Annotated in this window: 18 protein-coding genes; 11 read left to right on the top strand and 7 right to left on the bottom strand. The window is 60.3% G+C overall.

Features of this window, described 5'->3' with window-relative positions:
• Positions 1–43: 43 nt before the first annotated feature.
• The 9 genes from QX070_RS30520 (at position 44) to QX070_RS30480 (ending at position 8,692) form a co-directional block, all read left to right on the top strand.
• Positions 44–775: an ATP-binding protein gene (locus tag QX070_RS30520; RefSeq protein WP_315740857.1), complete on the top strand. Its 732-nt coding sequence runs from the start codon at positions 44–46 to the stop codon at positions 773–775.
• A gap of 41 nt (positions 776–816) precedes the next feature.
• Positions 817–1,443: a hypothetical protein gene (locus QX070_RS30515; protein ID WP_315740856.1), complete on the top strand. Its 627-nt coding sequence runs from the start codon at positions 817–819 to the stop codon at positions 1,441–1,443.
• 109 nt (positions 1,444–1,552) lie between these two features.
• A complete protein-coding gene (locus tag QX070_RS30510; RefSeq protein ID WP_315740855.1) occupies positions 1,553–2,686 on the top strand; it encodes a hypothetical protein in 1,134 nt (377 codons plus the stop codon).
• Positions 2,670–2,933: a hypothetical protein gene (locus QX070_RS30505; protein ID WP_315740854.1), complete on the top strand. Its 264-nt coding sequence runs from the start codon at positions 2,670–2,672 to the stop codon at positions 2,931–2,933. The genes QX070_RS30510 and QX070_RS30505 overlap by 17 nt, the downstream gene beginning before the upstream one ends.
• Positions 2,930–3,577 (top strand): MT-A70 family methyltransferase, encoded by a 648-nt coding sequence (locus tag QX070_RS30500; RefSeq protein WP_315740853.1) that lies wholly within the window; start codon positions 2,930–2,932, stop codon positions 3,575–3,577. Before QX070_RS30505 ends, QX070_RS30500 begins: the two co-directional genes overlap by 4 nt.
• Before the next feature lie 45 nt (positions 3,578–3,622).
• Positions 3,623–5,566: a DEAD/DEAH box helicase gene (locus QX070_RS30495; RefSeq protein ID WP_315740852.1), complete on the top strand. Its 1,944-nt coding sequence runs from the start codon at positions 3,623–3,625 to the stop codon at positions 5,564–5,566.
• 12 nt (positions 5,567–5,578) lie between these two features.
• Positions 5,579–5,845 (top strand): hypothetical protein, encoded by a 267-nt coding sequence (locus tag QX070_RS30490; RefSeq protein WP_315740851.1) that lies wholly within the window; start codon positions 5,579–5,581, stop codon positions 5,843–5,845.
• A complete protein-coding gene (locus tag QX070_RS30485) occupies positions 5,826–6,182 on the top strand; it encodes a DUF6511 domain-containing protein (protein ID WP_315740850.1) in 357 nt (118 codons plus the stop codon). Before QX070_RS30490 ends, QX070_RS30485 begins: the two co-directional genes overlap by 20 nt.
• 11 nt (positions 6,183–6,193) lie before the next feature.
• Entirely contained in the window at positions 6,194–8,692 is a 2,499-nt protein-coding gene (locus QX070_RS30480) for a bifunctional DNA primase/polymerase (RefSeq protein WP_315740849.1), read from the top strand.
• 132 nt (positions 8,693–8,824) lie between these two features.
• On the opposite strand, the gene QX070_RS30475 is transcribed toward QX070_RS30480, so the two are convergent.
• From QX070_RS30475 to QX070_RS30445, 7 genes are all read right to left on the bottom strand, one after another.
• Entirely contained in the window at positions 8,825–10,300 is a 1,476-nt protein-coding gene (locus QX070_RS30475) for a hypothetical protein (RefSeq protein ID WP_315740848.1), read from the bottom strand.
• Between the two features lie 263 nt (positions 10,301–10,563).
• On the bottom strand, positions 10,564–10,818 hold the full coding sequence (locus tag QX070_RS30470) for a hypothetical protein (protein WP_315740847.1): 255 nt from the start codon (positions 10,816–10,818) through the stop codon (positions 10,564–10,566).
• 347 nt (positions 10,819–11,165) lie between these two features.
• Positions 11,166–11,639, bottom strand: coding sequence for a transglycosylase SLT domain-containing protein (locus QX070_RS30465; RefSeq protein ID WP_315740846.1), 474 nt, complete (start codon positions 11,637–11,639; stop codon positions 11,166–11,168).
• An 11-nt stretch (positions 11,640–11,650) separates the two neighbouring features.
• A complete protein-coding gene (locus QX070_RS30460) occupies positions 11,651–11,998 on the bottom strand; it encodes an HNH endonuclease signature motif containing protein (protein ID WP_315740845.1) in 348 nt (115 codons plus the stop codon).
• The gene (locus QX070_RS30455; protein ID WP_315740844.1) at positions 11,995–12,222 is read right to left on the bottom strand and encodes a hypothetical protein; all 228 of its coding nucleotides are present in this window, start codon (positions 12,220–12,222) and stop codon (positions 11,995–11,997) included. Before QX070_RS30455 ends, QX070_RS30460 begins: the two co-directional genes overlap by 4 nt.
• A 2-nt stretch (positions 12,223–12,224) precedes the next feature.
• Entirely contained in the window at positions 12,225–12,464 is a 240-nt protein-coding gene (locus tag QX070_RS30450) for a hypothetical protein (RefSeq protein WP_315740843.1), read from the bottom strand.
• A gap of 11 nt (positions 12,465–12,475) precedes the next feature.
• On the bottom strand, positions 12,476–12,979 hold the full coding sequence (locus tag QX070_RS30445; protein WP_315740930.1) for a hypothetical protein: 504 nt from the start codon (positions 12,977–12,979) through the stop codon (positions 12,476–12,478).
• Between the two features lie 356 nt (positions 12,980–13,335).
• Between QX070_RS30445 and QX070_RS30440 the strand changes: the two genes are divergently transcribed.
• Entirely contained in the window at positions 13,336–14,193 is an 858-nt protein-coding gene (locus QX070_RS30440; RefSeq protein ID WP_315740842.1) for a hypothetical protein, read from the top strand.
• A 129-nt stretch (positions 14,194–14,322) separates the two neighbouring features.
• A partial coding sequence (locus QX070_RS30435; protein ID WP_315740841.1) for a DUF2971 domain-containing protein occupies positions 14,323–15,111 on the top strand: 789 nt, incomplete at its 3' end.

Genomic DNA, 15,111 nt, shown 5'->3' with positions numbered 1-15,111 from the left:
GGCAATCTCACTCAAGAGCATCAAAAAGAAGACTGCGGCCGAGTTGCAGCCGATCTTCACGATCTACGGCGTTCCGAAGGTGGGCAAGTCGTCGCTCGCCTCTGAGTTTCCGCGTCCGATCTTTATCCAGACCGCCGAAGGCGAGAGCGTTCCGGCGGGGGTCGTCGCCGAAACGCTCGAAGTCCGCAACTATGCGGAGTTGTGCGAGGCAATCACGGTGCTCGTCTCGGACGAACACAACTACGGTACGGCGATCTTCGATTCGACGACCGGCCTGGAGAACATCATCCGCGCCGAGGCTTGCGCTCGCAACGGTTGGAAGAACATCGAAGACCCCGGCTACGGCAAGGGCTACAAGATCGCCGCTGGCATTTTCCTCGAATACATCGACGGCATCATGACCCTGCGCCGTGAGCGCAATATGTCGATCGTGCAGCTCGGGCACTGCGATATCTCGCGCTTCGACTCGCCATCGACCGACCCATATTCGCGCTATCGCATCAACCTCCACAAGGATGCGGCCGATATCGTCGAGGCGAACAGCGACGTGATCGCGTTCGTCAACTTCAAGGCCAGCATCAAGAAGGTCGATGCGGGCTTCAACAAGCAACTCACGCACGCAGAAGGCGGTGGCACCCGTTGGATGTTCCTCGAAGAGCGTCCCAGCCACATTGCGGGCAACCGCTTCGGCATGCCCCATGAACTCCAGTATCGCAAGGGTGAGGGATACAAGGCGCTCGCCAAGTATCTGCCGCCGGTGCGGGAAGCCGCCTAGCACCCATTCCATCAGCGCCATAGCATCCAAGGGAGCATCAAGTGGCAGACTTCGGCGTAAACCTCAACGACGTGGACGCGGCCAATAGCAACGCGTCGGGCGGTGGCGGTCCCATCATCCCGCGCGGTCGCTACGGCTTCCAGATCGTCGAGGGCGAGATCAAGCAAAACTCGAAGAAGAACGGCGACAACTACGCGTTCAAGGCCGAGTGTACCGACGAAGGCCCGTTCTTCAAGTCCTTCGTCTACGGCACCATCGTTCTGTCGAACCCGAGCGCCTGGGCGCAGAACAACGGCCACGCGCAGTTGCAGGCGCTCGGCATGGCGATGGGCTTTGGCAAGGGCGAGTTCACCAACACCGACATGGCGCTCTATCAGCCGTTCGTCGCTGACATCGATATCGAGATCTACAAGAAGGACGGCCAGGACAAGGAACGCAACGTCTTTGCCGCGTTCATCCACGAGGGTAACGCCAGCACCGAGCCGCCGTCCGAGAAGGCACCGGCCACGCCCGCTTCGAACGACAACAGCCGCGCGCAGACCAGCGCGGCGAACGCCAGCCAGCCGAGCCCCTCGACCGCCCGCCAGACGCAGAACGGCGGTTCGGCTCCATCCACGGGTGGCGGTGCCGCTGGTGGACGTGCAATGCCTTGGAAGCGCTCCGCTTAAGGCCCGCTGACCCTAAGCCGGGGCTTCGGTCCCGGCTTCTACCTCCCCTTCCCAACAGACTGCAGTCTGCCCAACGCGCTCTTCGGCGCGAACGATAGAGGCTTGCCCGATGACCGAGTTCCCGGTCCTCCACAATCCGACGACGGCCGCGATCTATGAGGCGTATGCGAAATCTCGCACCCAGGCTTGGGACTCGATGGGCATCTCGATCTCGCTGCTCGGTGAGGAGTGCGAACGAGCCCTTTGGTACGCGTTCCGCTGGGCCTCGAAGCCCGAAGTCATCGACGGGCTCAAGGCGATCACCTTCGAGACCGGCGAGATCGAAGAGACGCGTCTGCTCAACGCGCTGCGCATGATCGGCTGCGAGGTGGACGAAGTCGATAGTCGAGGGAAGCAGTATCGCGCCAGCGCCGTCGCCGGACACGTTCGCGGAAAGATAGACGGCAAGGTGCTCGGCCTCCCTGAAGCCCCCAAGACTTGGCACATCGTCGAGTGCAAATCGATGAAAGACACCTATTGGGACAAGGTGAAGAAGCACGGCGTTCGTGAGGGCTACCTCTCCCATTGGGTCCAGCTCAACACCTATTGCCATCTCTTCGGCTTCGAACGCGGCCTCTACATCTGCCGGAACAAGAACACCGGCGATGTCTACAGCGAGCGCATCCACACCGACCACGTCGAGGCGGTCCGTCTGCTTCGGCGCGCAGAGCGGATCGTCAAATACGCAAACCCGCCGATGAAGCTGCACAACGATCCGAAGGCCAAGGCCGCCTTCAAGTGTCGGACGATGTGCAGCCACAAGGCGATCTGCCACGACGGCGAGTTCGCCCGTGTGTCCTGCCGGTCGTGTCTGCATGCCACGCCCGAGCACTTCGGCGATGCCGCGTGGTCCTGCTCACGGTGGGGCAAGCCACTCACGCTCGCAGAGCAGAAGGCCGGATGCCCGGCGCATCTCTTCGTTCCGGCGATCGTGCCCGGCGAGGTCGTCGATTCCAACGAAGAGGAGGAATGGGTTCTTTACACGCTGCGCGATGGCCGTGAATGGCGCGACGGCTCTAAGCCGGTGAGCCGCTATTGGCACCATCCGGAAAGCAGCTCGCTGTTCACCACGCAATCAGACGAACCGGACCCTCGCGAAGGCGGCGGCGCTGATGCCGCGCTGGTCGAGGAAGTCTCAGCCGAGCAGTTCGAACAACTCACCAAGTACTACTCAACCGGGGAACGCCATGACGATCCAGCCTAACCGCGTCCGCTTCATCGACGCGACGCACCGCCAGTGCAAGTTCTTTCTGCCCGGCGAGTCCGGTATGGAGGGTTTCGTTTGCGGCGACCCAACTGGCATCGAACGGTCATTCTGCGACTGTCATCATCGCCGTTGTTTCAAGCTGATCTCGCCGGTGAGCCGTACCACGGCCCGGTACGATGACCAGTCCGTCTGCGAGGTCGAGATCGATGAGGGCGAGCTGGAGCTGACGGAGCTGGTCTCGTGAGGTTTCCGTTCATTTACGCCGATCCGGCATGGACATTCGAGACGTGGTCGGAAGAGGGCAAGGATCACTCGCCCGAGCAACACTATGACTGCATGTCGCTGGAGCAAATCCAGCGGCTGCCGATCATTGAGATCGCGGCCGAAGATTCCGCGTGCGGCATGTGGGTCGTTGACCCGCTGCTCGACAAGGGCATCGAGACATTGAAGCGGTGGGGCTTCGATTACTGCACGGTCCTGTTCTACTACGTGAAGCTCGGCCGTGCGCTGAAGCCGCACGTCGGCATGGGCTATTGGACGCGAGCCAACCCGGAGATTTGCATCTTCGGGACGCGCGGCCGTCCGAAGCGCAAGGGCAAGGATGTCCAGCGCTTGGTTCTCGATCTGGATCATAGCGAGCGAACGCTTCTAGCTCCGCGCGGCCAACACTCCGCGAAGCCGATCGAGGCTTACAGCCGGATCGAGCGACTGGTCGAGGGGCCTTACCTCGAAATGTTCGCCCGCCACGCGCAACCCGGCTGGCACCAATGGGGCAACGAAGTCGGTAAGACCGGCGGCACCCCGAACCTGTTCCATCTTCCCGGCTATCCGGCACGAGCAGCAAACGACAACACCTTCTTCGGAGGCACCAATGTCGGCGCTCATTGAGATTCTGCGCCTCGCCCGTCCGCATCTGCGTGGGGGTCTGCACTGATGCCAGTCAACCTCCGCGAATACCAGCGTAAGGCGTGTGATGCGCCCTACGAGTATTGGGCTGAGAAGCCCAAGGGCAACCCGCTCATCGTCGTCCCGACCGGCGGCGGCAAGTCCATGATCCTGGGCACGATATGTGAAGAGTTCATCGGCATGGAGCCGACGACGCGTATGATCATGGCTACGCATGTCAAGGAACTCGTGCAGCAAAACTTTGAGGAGTTGCTTGGTATCTGGCCGTTTGCACCGGCCGGTGTCTATGCGGCGTCGTTGAAGCGCAAAGAGCATCACAACCAGATCACCTTCGGCAGCATTCAGTCGATGTTTCGCGTTGCCGAGAAGTTCGGCCGCATCGACGTGTTGCTGATCGATGAAGCGCATCTCGTGCCGCCGGACGAAGCGGCCATGTACGGTAAATTTATCAAAGCGCTGCGCGCGGTGAATCCCGACATGCTGATCTTGGGGCTGACCGCCACGCCTTACCGGCTCAACTCGGGCATGCTCACCGAAGGCGACGACGCACTCTTCGATGACATCATCTATGAAATTTCGATCAAAGAACTGATCGACATGGGCTATCTGTGTCCGCTGGTCTCAAAGGCCACGCAGACGGTGTTCGATCTGAAGGGCGTCGGCCGGTCTGGCGGCGACTTCAAGATCGGCGCGCTCCAGGCGGCCGTCGATAAGCATCCGGTAACGGAGGCGGCGGTCAAGGAAGTGATCGCCTTCGCGAATAGCAACGAGCATCCGCGCAAGTCGTGGCTATTCTTTTGCTCGGGCGTCGATCATGCCCTGCATGTCCGCGACGAGGTCCGGCGACACGGCTATACGTGCGAGGCGATCCACGGCGACACCGATCCGGGCGATCGAGACGTTTGGATTCGGCAGTTCAAGGCAGGCCAGATCACGGCGCTGACCAACGCGAACGTGCTCACCACCGGATTCAACGCACCGCGCACCGATCTGCTCGCGATGCTGCGACCGACTGAGTCCACTGCGCTCTACGTGCAGATGGTTGGACGCGGCACCCGCTGCATGGGCAAGGACATCCACGAGTCGATCCGCAACGGGAAGGCCGACTGCCTGGTTCTCGACTTCGCGGGCAATGTCCGGCGGCATGGTCCGGTCGATCAGGTGAAGGTGCGGAAGCCCGGCAAGGGTGGCGGCGAGGCCCCGGTCAAGGAATGCCCGGAGTGTCACTCGCTGATCTTCGCGGGCCTGCGCGAGTGCCCGGATTGCGGCCACGCCTTCGAGCGCGATGTCGAGAAGAACATCAAGCAAACCGCGGACGCCGTGCCGATCCTGTCCACCTCGAAGCCCAATTGGGTGAAGGTCAACCGGCGCACGTTCTATCGCCACGATAAGCCGGGCGGCACGCCCAGCGTCCGCGTCGAGTATGTGTGCGGCTTCACCGTGCACAAGGAATGGATTTGCCCGGAGCACAAGGGCTTCGCGCGCGTCAAGTTCGAGAAGTGGTGGAAGGAGCACGGTGGCGGCGACGATACGCCGTTCACGATTCACGACACGCTCACGGCGGCAGGCAAGAGGGTGCTGCGCGAGACGACAGAGATCATGATCCGCGCCAACGGGCGGCACTATGAGGTGATCGGCCGGAAGCTGGGAGCGCCCAGCGAGTTGACGCAGGACAACTTCGTCTCGGTCCAGCCCTCGCGTGAAGAGATCGTCGCGCAAAACTATGAACTCAACGGGAAGCCGGAAGAGGCGGCTCGCTACCGGGCCCAGGTCGCGGCCAGGGCGACCGCGAATGACAACAAGCGCCCGGCGATGCCCGGCACGAGCCGCGCTCCAGCGGCGAAGACGTCGATGCCGGGGCATGCGAAGCCGGTGACGCAGCTCCGCACGAGCTGGGAGCCCAAGGCCGACAGGGACGTGTTCGCCAGCACATGGGGCAAGCACGATCTCGACGATGACATTCCATTCTGAGGAGACGGGGAAATGAGCGCACCGAACGCAAAGCGGCTGCTTCGCCGCAATGAAATCTATCAGAAGCTCTCGACGTACTGCGAGGCGCAAGGTTACCGCTACGAGCCCCTGATCGGCGGCAAGCATCATTACATTGAGGTCTACATCGGCGAGGGGAGGCGCGTGCGAATGATCTTTTCAGCAAGCGCCAGCGACCACCGGGCTGCGAACAATGCCCTCACGGTTCTGAAGCGTCTTATTCGCGAACGTCAGGCGAGCAATGACAACAACAAGGTTTGATCCAGAGCCGGTTTGCTGCGGCGTCTGCAAGCGGCTTGCGGTCGGGATCGGTTACGCGCCGAAGCAGGGCAGGCCGGTGCTTTGGTTCTGCACGGACGCGGCGTGCATTTCTTTGGGGGAGAGTGTTTTCAATATGGCACCAAAGTCTCTTAGTGCTCACGAGTTGTTCGCGCTTGACGAAGCTGGCGAGGCCGCGGGCGCGTACCTCGAAAGCCTCGGCAAGTTCGATCTCACGCAGTTGTCTCAGGCCGAGTGGATGGCGTTCCTGAAGACCATCCTCAATAGCTATGGCGAGCGGATGCGCGCGCGCCTGCTCGCCAACACCGCTCCGTTCTGAAGGCTGCCGCTATGTCCGAATCTCCGTTCGCCCAGGTTGGTCCGATCCTGTTCGAAAAGGGCTACTCGCCGATTCCGATCATGCCCGGCAACAAGGTACCAGGCCTTATGGTTGGTGACGAATGGCGCATGTTCAAGGGCTGGAATGAGTTCTGCGTTGAGCGACCATCGCAATTCCAGATCAACCAGTGGGCTAAATGGTCGGACGCGGGTGTCGGCATCGCCTGCGGCCGTGGCCTGATCTGCATCGACATCGATCAGGAAGAGATCATCGAGCCATTGCTCACGATCCTGCCGGTGTCCTACGTGCAGAAGAAGGGCCGGAAGGGCATCTCGCTCTTCTATCAGGGCAACACAGATGTCATCCGCTCGAAGAACTACCGGACGCCCGATCGCGTCGGCCTTGTCGATCTCCTGGCCGAAGGCAAGCAAACGGTGCTGCCGCCCTCGATCCATCCCGACACCGGCGAACCTTATTACTGGTGGACCGATGAGACGCTGCTCGATGTCGGCCTCGCGGCGCTGACCGAGCTGCCGAACGACATCGCCGACCAGATCGGCGAGGTGCTGCGCGCGTTCGGCTATGACCCGGACGGCGACCGGGCAGCCGATCCGGCCGGTTCGGCTCATCCTGACACGCTGAGCAGCCATACCTCGAACTTCTTCCGGAAGCTCAACGAGGACGCGCTGGCCCGGATCGAGGCATGGGCACCGAAGCTCAACCTCCCAAAGGGCCGCTTCCTTGGCCGCGTCTATCGCGCCGTGGCCCCGTGGCGTGCCTCGGGCTCGGGCCGCGCCATGAGCCGTCGTTCGGCGAACCTTTCGATCTCGCCGGGCGGCATTGAGGACTTCGGCACCGGCGAGAGCTTTACCGCGCTCAACGTCGTGATGAAGACGTTGCAGATCCCCGACTCCGAGTTGGACGCTGCCGTGCAGTGGCTGGGCGGCTGCCTTGGCTATGACTTCTCGCCGAACATCACCCTGACCATGGGGCCGAAGACGCTGGCGATCCTGGCCGAGCGCGAGGCCCGTGAGCGCGGCGAGGAGCCGCCGGTTCGCTCGGCGATCGAGGAGGCATTGACGCCCCCGCCGCATCCCGAATGGCATCCTGCTGCGGTTGCAGAGCATCCCGCCGGTGGTGACCTTACCGCTTACATCTCCACGCAGCCCAGCGCGCCCGCTGCGGCCCCAGCGGAGCCCGCTGGTGAGTTGGTGGAGGAAGCGAAGCCCGTCGCAGCGGAGAGCGCCTCAGCGCCATCTATGGCCGAGCTGGAGGCCCTTTGCCGTGGCATCCCCGGACTGGTCGGCGAGCTTGTCGAATGGATGGCCTGTTCGTCTTCGAGCCCGTCGCGGCCGTGCGCTCTCGGGCCTGCTCTGCTTTGGGTCGGGACGATCGCGGGCCGTCATCAGGCCGGGCCGACCGATCTGCGCACCAACCTCAACGTGGTGACCCTGGCGCCACCTGGTTACGGCAAGGACCACGCGCGGCAAGCGCTCTACCGGCTGGCGACAAAGACGGGGCTGTTCCGCTTCATGGCTCCGGAGAACTTCCTGTCGGACTCCGCGCTCCGCAAGACGATCGAGCAGAACCCGGTCATGATGTCGATGATGGACGAGTTCGGCGGCTTCATCAGCAAGATCATGGACCGGCGGGCGGGGGCGCATCAATCGAACCTGCGGCACATGATCCTCCAGCTCTTCACCACCTCGAACAGCGTCTACACGGGCGCGGCAGCCGCCCAGGAACAGGCGACGCCGATCCATCAGCCGTGCTTCTCGATCTATGGGACCACGACGCCGCACGACTTCTGGCCGTCGATGTCCGGCCGCGGCGTCGGCGACGGCTTCCTGCCGCGTTGGCTCGTGCTGCCGATCTCGGGCAAGCCATGGCTCGATCAGCCGGTGACGCAGCCCTATCAGCCGCCGGACCGGATCGTCGAGGCGAGCCGTGCCGTGTTCAAGCTTTCGCGCCGTGGTGCCAACCTGCCGGACATGGCGTCGCAGCCGGTGGTCAATCCGATCGTTGCCGAGTGGGGCGGGGACGGCTTCGAAGCCTTCAGGTGGTATCGCCAGCACTTCGCGAAGTGCTCCGAAGAGGCGAGCGAGGACAGCAAGGTCTTGTGGACCCGCTCGATCGAGATCATGCTGCGGATCGCTCATATCGTTGCGATCGGCATCAACCCGGAGCGGCCCATGCTCACCGACGAACTGGTTGATTGGGCGGGGCGGCTTACCGAGCTTTCGACCAAGTCCTGCATCGTCGAGATGAAGGACCGGCTGGCATCGAACGATAAGCAGGCGGAGTATCTATTCGTGCGGAGGCTGATCAAGGAAGCCGGTCAGGCGGGGATTACCACGGTCGCGCTGAAGCAACAGATCAACGGGCTCTTCGATAATGCCCGGTACGAGTCGATCATCAAGCAGCTTCAGGATGCGAATCAGGTGAGCGGCCGTATGGGGACGGGACCGAAGGGCGGGAGGCCCGCATTCCGCTACTACGCCGCTGCTTAGGCGGAGAACCCATAAACCGGCCGTGCCGGTGCTTTGCCAAAATCAGCTTGCACCGCATCGCCCAAATTCCGCCATGCGACAAAATGAGCTGATGTGCCATCTGCATCCTATAGCGAGACAGCTAGTGGCCTCTCAGAGTCTGCTCTCTTGCTCAGGTGCAGAAAAAGACTGGGCCATATCAAAAAGATTAAAGATGTCATCCAAGGATTTTCCAAGTTCTCTCGAACCGTACTTGGCCGACAACCCCGCCTGAAGCTTACTGAGCGGGGAGAGCTGCAAAGAGAAATCCCCCTTTATCCGCACGGCGTGTTGTAAGGCTTCAATCGCAGATTGTTCGGAACCATCTCCCGAAAGGCGACCGATGACAGCTCTCAATGCAAGAATGTTAATTTCCATCGGAGTGCCGGGGCGAATTTGCAGGCCACTCAACAAATTCGACGCTCCCGCAAGGTCTCGAGCCAAAACACAAGCCATCGCTCTGTTGAAGATTGAAAATGGACGCGATGCGCCGGCATCCAGTGCGTCCGAGTATCGAAGATAAGCAAGCTCGCCATCTCCGAGACTCAGTGCGTCGTGACCAAGGTTGGTGAGTTCGTTCGCTTGGCTTGCACTAATGCTTGAAGCTTCCGTCGCGATGTTGCCTTCAACGATCCTTTCACGAAGGTCCAAGACCGCGCGATTGTTGGGCTGCAATCTCTCAGCTTCCTTAATGTCCATCTCAGCGCCGGCGACATCACCGCTGAGGAACTTGGCCTTCGCGCGCCCCATAAAAAGGGTAACGCTCTTGGGCTGTTCAGCGATCTTTGCATCATAGGCTGCTATCGCTTCAGGATAGCGACCTTCAGCAACTAGATCTCGAACTCGCAAAACCTCGTCAAGGCTCCCCTCTGGAAGCGCAACTCCGTTCGCGCTGGAATTGCCAAAAGCTTCCCTGGTCAGGTCGGCCTCGAAATCTGACCTCACAACGTCTTTCAGCCGCTCAAATTCATTCTCAATGGCTAGGAACTCCCGGTCTCCAATTTCAAGGAGCCCAGCTAGCGAGGTAAACTTCCGTTTGATTGATTTCGGCAAGGCGCTGCTAGCCTTGTACTGAACCCCATGCTCAATCTGCGCCCACACGTGTTGAAGCACCGTTCGCACTTGGATTTCGCAAGTCATCCCCCCGAATCTGGAAAACTCAGGTAGCTCCAAGCGCTTAGAATTGAGTCGGCAAAGGTAGTGAATGCTCTGGTATCCGAATTGGCCTAGGTCTAAGCGTTCTTCCCCAATGTCCTTCTTCTCTCGAACGTCGAAATGCTTCTCCAAGAATGCACAAACCCGTTCGACGTCACCAAGCGTATAAGTGATTATTCGTGCTCCTGCCAGATCGGTAATTTCGGTCATTGGATCGGCATATTTCGGTGTGCCGGTCTGATTGATCTTTTTGCACTTTGCGTCAAAGCTATCGACAGTCTTGGCGCGACTTTCGATAGCTTGGTACTTGATTTCCGCGGCCGTTAGGGCATCCTCAAGGATGCGTCCTACTTCTTCAGCAAAATCGATGTACCTGTGGCGCGCTCGTTCAAATTCCTGAGCAGCTCTGCTTGTTAAATTGTACGACGACGACATGGGCAATGGTCTCCAGTAGCAGGTAATCAGCTTATACTCTAGGTCCCATGTAGCATCTATCGAGGCACCTTCGTCAAGACTAGACGCGGATCGGGAGGCGCTCTCGATGCATATAGGAGGGGGCAGATCGAACGTCTGTTCCGTCTGGTCGCGCTTTTACTTCAGGTCAGCCAAGCTCGCTCTGCGTTTGAAGGCTGGACGAAGGCGGCATACTAGCTTCTCAATTCACCGAAGCTCGTATCAAGTTCACGTTGGGAGGAGGATCAGCCGTCGTCATCGGTCGCAGCGGCTACGGCTGACTGAACCTCGATGCTGCTCGGTAGGCGATTGAAGATAAGCCTACTTGCCTCGGTTGGCGCGGGGGCTTCGAGCCACAAATGCGGGACTGGCAAGGCGTTGCCAAAAGCAATTGCCTTTGTCGACGAAGCGCCTTTCGCGACCGAGATCACCGGCGCTTCATAAGTGAAGGCGCACGCCCCCGTGAATACAGCCCACGACAGGGCAAGGAGCTGCACCATGCGGCGAAGCCTCGTCCGGCTCCTCTCTCTCGCATAGTGTCGTAATGCGGTGGCGCACATCTGACTGTCTGTCGGCCCCAACAACGTCTCTTCAGAACTACTAAGCGCAATGGCCAAAGCCAGTGCGTCGCCCTTGCTAGTCACTTTAGATCGTCTCCTTGAGCCGACTTTGGGCCGGCTATGCCCACGGCGGCTAATGCCCTAGATTGGTGATGGAAGTAAAATGTTACCGTGATGTATTTCTGTTCACGACTGCCCGTCAATTGGAAGCGGCCGGAATTGTTCGGGAAGGTTATGGAAGCGTGTCGTTGCAGCTCGGCTGACCCACAGTGCAGCCCACGGGAGGATCAACGTTTGTGGAAAGCGGCCGCCCGCTCCATCTGCAGTCCAGCCTCTTCCGCAGAATGCACGTTGGCCGCACGCAGAACCTTGCGACCATAGGCAGTGCAGATCGGCCGCCCATAGACGCCGCGCTGGTAGAGGCTGATGCCGGCGCACCCAACGCCGCCACGGCTGATAGCGATCCTCAGATAGAGAAGCCCGGCGCGCAGGCCGGTGCTGCAATCGTACAGATCCCCTGTGATGCCAACGGACCGCGCGGTAGCCGGCTTGACCTGCATGATCCCGCGCTCACCGGCGCGTCCAGTGAGGCGGCAGTTGTAATTGCTCTCCACGCGGATGACAGCATGCACGAGGCTGCGCGAGAGTCCGTGCTGGTCTGCGGCTGAATTGATCAACTCATCCAGTCCAGACCCGGCGAATGCAGGCATGGCAGTGGCGATCACGCTCGCGGCAGCGAGCGCGCTGATAAGGCGCTTCATGTCCAGTTCTCCTAAGCCGCGATCTCTTCGCAAGCGAAGCGGCGGGCCTCGTCGCGGCGACGCTGGTTTTCCTTGTGCGTCACCATCTCCAGATGATCCGCGTTCACGCAGCGGCGTGTGCGGCAGCGATGATCGAGTTGCTTGCGGGGAGGGATTGGACCGTGTTCGAGCACGTACATCACGATATGGACGGCCATGGTGCCGCCATCGAGATACATCCTCGGATAGTCCTTTCCCCGCCCGCTGCTCCCCGAGGTCGGCCCTGTCCAGATGTGGCAGGGTGTATCGAGCTCCGTCCCTTGAACGATATCGACGCGAGACATCACCTTGTCTCGGATGCGGTCGCGGCGCGTGCTCATTTGGATAGCCCTATGTGCGCCTCCTTCCGCGTCTGCCGCTGCTTGAACATCTGAATGTGGTACGCGCGATTGCCTGGCGTATCGGTCGTCGCGTGGTTGACACGTGAGAGCGCGGTGCGGGGCAGCCCGTCTTCGGTCCACGTATGGAGTAATTCGGTGAAGGGGTGGCCGTTGGCGGCCAGCCGTGGAACGATCTTCACGTCTACGTTGGTGAGCACGCGCATGATCAGGCGGCTTCCCGATTGCTGATGACGCCCAGGGCGGTCAGCTTCTCGTCCACGACCGCGATCTGCTGCTCGAAGACCAGCCTCATGTCGGGCAGCATGCGCTCCGTAAGATCGGGCCGAATGTCGTTGCTCTCGATCCTGACGCGGGGGCGGGAGCCACGCATAACGGAGGCGAGGCTGGACAGGTAGGCGCGTTCCTTGATCAGCTCCGCGACGGCGGCGAAGTCACTCAGTTTCATCGGTGCGACCCTCAACCGAACAAGACGTTCTGATCGGCGTGGACAGCGGGAGCACGCTTGATGCGGCTGACTCCCCGCGTGGCGGACTTGGAGGGCTTCAGACCTGGCTCGACGGCGGGCAGAGCCACCTCGGTCTCGCGATCCTTGTGGCGCAGAAGGTGAGCCGCCATGCCGCTCGCATTCGGACGACAATCCTTGGTCTTGACCAGCACCCCGGCCTTGACGAGCTCCGTGCAGCGGGGGCGGATCGCGAAGGGCGTCTCGCGCAAGCGTTCGGCGATCTCATCAGCGGTCAGCCTATAGCCGGAGAGCATCAGGTTCTCGATCGAGGCGCGCAGCATCTTGGCGCGCCCGGCGATCTTCTTCCCGGCATCCTCGGATGCCCCGCCGCCCTTCGATCCAGGCGTAGTCGGATAGGTCATAGGCAAAGTTCTCCCGTTCGCGCAGAAGGCGCGCTTCCAGACCAGCGATGTTTGGGTGGTGTCCCTACCTGCCACCGAGTCGGTGGCTTCCACTGCCAAGACGTATATCCGTTATATCCGTCAGGCAAGAACTTTGTGATGGATGTAGCAACGTCAAGCCGTGGATAAAACAGGGGAGGGCGTTCCGGGTGACCTTCAAAAGGTCCGTTATAGGAAATGCCAAAAGTCGCAAATTATAGGAATAGGTTTCGCGGAAAACCTCGGGGGTTTCCGGCGAAACCTTCCGCTATAGGGGTCGCAGAAATGGGGTTTTTGGGGTTTCGGGTTCATGATGTAAGAATCTAGTATTCTTGTAACTTACTTATATCCGTTGAAGTCTCAATAAGGGGGGAGTTATAACGTAGAAACCCGAAACCCCGGAAACCACTCCGCGACGGACATAAGAACGGATGAAATTGAAGGACGAGACGGCGCTGTGGGTGACCGCGATGGGCGGCATGGCGTTGCCGGGGGAGGGGATGACCTTGAGCGCCTTCGGCGCGGCCCTGCGGGTCTCGCCGGATCGGGCCGAGAAGGCAGCTCGGTATCTGCACCGCAAGCGGCTGGTCTTCGTCTCGAAGCGGCTCGGCCATGTCCGGGTCCTGCCATTGTCTGCGACGCGGCTCCGGGGGCGGCCGAGCGGCGTGGCGCCGATGGGGCCGAAGCTAGACCCCCGGCTTGTCGGGCTCCTCACCGAAGCCCATCCGATCTTTCTGTCGCTGAAAGAGATGCGCCGGGACATGCCAAGTGATTGGCGGGATCGCCCCGAGCTGCGTGCCGAACTGGCGGACGGCATCGCCGGCCAGTCCGATCGGATCATGAAGCTCTGCCGCCGCTTCCTGGCCGCCAACGGGACGCGCCTAGCAGGCCTCCGTGAGGCGCTGTGGCTCGATCAGGCGGACATCATGCCCCTGATCGTGCGCCGGCATCCAGCGCTCGCCCTGGGCGGCCCTGATGCCCTTCCGGCCCCGGTGGTGGACAGCCAGGCCAAACGGGTCTCGAAGAACCTGAGCCCCCAAGATCGCGTGCTGGCCTATGTCCGCCAAGCGGGGAAGAACGGCATCACGGTCTCGGACGTCAGCTTCAACTTTGGCAACCGGCTCAAGCGGCCCGTGCTCGACGACATCGTGGCGACCCTGGAGAGCGTCGCCCAGGTGATTGTGGTCGAGTGCCGCACGGCATCGCGCGGACGCATGGGCGTCCGCCTGTTCGATCCTGTGCACGGAGAGCCGAACGTCCTACCGGACGGACGGCTGGTAAGCCGGTGATATGGAAGATGTCGTGCGTAAGCATCTTAGCGTGGAGAAAAGGGGCTGACTGAAGCGCAGTCGGAGACGGCCGTCTATATCTAAGCTAAAAAGCTGATTGGTCTGATTCAATCAGTGAGATGCGTGGCAATGACCGACCAAGAAATCATGCAGACGTTTCTGCCTCTATGGGCTGACTTACGCCCGGAGGACGCCTTCGGCGTTAAGAAGCCACTGTTAGCTCACTATACTACGATCCAAACCTTGGAAAAGATTTTGGCGTCGAACGAGGTTTGGTTTTCCAATCCGCTTTTTATGAACGATCTTGAAGAAGTGCGGTTTGGAATTATACAAGCAAATGAGCTCGTATTGACGAGTAGTCGATTAGTAGACGCTTGCAGGACAGCGGAGAGAGCGGAACTGTTCAAGAATCATTTTACCGCGTGCTTCAATCGATTTGGCAACGAGCACGTATTAGATACCTATGTCTTTTGCCTTTCGAACCATTCGCCGGACGATGACGACGGAAGATTGTCGATGTGGCGCGGATATGGAGCTGACGGAAACGGCGCATGTATTGTCTTTGATACGGCTAAGCTAAACCCCGTTGAAAATACCCCATTGATAATGGCCCACGTCACGTACGCTAATACACAAACTCGAATGGATTGGCTTCGCACCACTTTGTCGAATTTTGAGGTGCTTTTAGCTGCGGCAAACATCCCGGACGACAAACTTTATCTGGCGGCGCATGCACTATTCGAGCGGATAAAGATATTCGCTCTTTTCACCAAGCACGTAGGCTTCAAGGAGGAGGACGAGTGGCGGATCGTATACCTGCCAGATCGCGATCGAGAGAAGCAATTGCAGCCGATGTTTCACTATTTCATCGGACCTCGCGGCGTTGAGCCAAAGCTCAAACTGAAGATCTCGCCGATA

This window comes from Bradyrhizobium sp. SZCCHNR1093 (assembly GCF_032381175.1).
Taxonomy (GTDB): Bacteria; Pseudomonadota; Alphaproteobacteria; order Rhizobiales; family Xanthobacteraceae; genus Bradyrhizobium.
The sequence above is the reverse complement of the archived record's forward strand: the minus strand, read 5'-3'. Positions and strand labels throughout refer to the sequence as shown.

Bases quoted from the DNA above. Each gene is read 5' to 3' on its own strand.
- QX070_RS30470 (WP_315740847.1), bottom strand. From the start codon at position 10,818: ATGGTGCAGCTCCTTGCCCTGTCGTGGGCTGTATTCACGGGGGCGTGC.
- QX070_RS30485 (WP_315740850.1), top strand. From the start codon at position 5,826: ATGACAACAACAAGGTTTGATCCAGAGCCGGTTTGCTGCGGCGTCTGC.
- QX070_RS30475 (WP_315740848.1), bottom strand. From the start codon at position 10,300: ATGTCGTCGTCGTACAATTTAACAAGCAGAGCTGCTCAGGAATTTGAA.
- QX070_RS30480 (WP_315740849.1), top strand. From the start codon at position 6,194: ATGTCCGAATCTCCGTTCGCCCAGGTTGGTCCGATCCTGTTCGAAAAG.
- QX070_RS30450 (WP_315740843.1), bottom strand. From the start codon at position 12,464: ATGAAACTGAGTGACTTCGCCGCCGTCGCGGAGCTGATCAAGGAACGC.
- QX070_RS30495 (WP_315740852.1), top strand. From the start codon at position 3,623: ATGCCAGTCAACCTCCGCGAATACCAGCGTAAGGCGTGTGATGCGCCC.
- QX070_RS30460 (WP_315740845.1), bottom strand. From the start codon at position 11,998: ATGAGCACGCGCCGCGACCGCATCCGAGACAAGGTGATGTCTCGCGTC.
- QX070_RS30455 (WP_315740844.1), bottom strand. From the start codon at position 12,222: ATGCGCGTGCTCACCAACGTAGACGTGAAGATCGTTCCACGGCTGGCC.
- QX070_RS30505 (WP_315740854.1), top strand. From the start codon at position 2,670: ATGACGATCCAGCCTAACCGCGTCCGCTTCATCGACGCGACGCACCGC.
- QX070_RS30490 (WP_315740851.1), top strand. From the start codon at position 5,579: ATGAGCGCACCGAACGCAAAGCGGCTGCTTCGCCGCAATGAAATCTAT.
- QX070_RS30440 (WP_315740842.1), top strand. From the start codon at position 13,336: ATGAAATTGAAGGACGAGACGGCGCTGTGGGTGACCGCGATGGGCGGC.
- QX070_RS30465 (WP_315740846.1), bottom strand. From the start codon at position 11,639: ATGAAGCGCCTTATCAGCGCGCTCGCTGCCGCGAGCGTGATCGCCACT.
- QX070_RS30510 (WP_315740855.1), top strand. From the start codon at position 1,553: ATGACCGAGTTCCCGGTCCTCCACAATCCGACGACGGCCGCGATCTAT.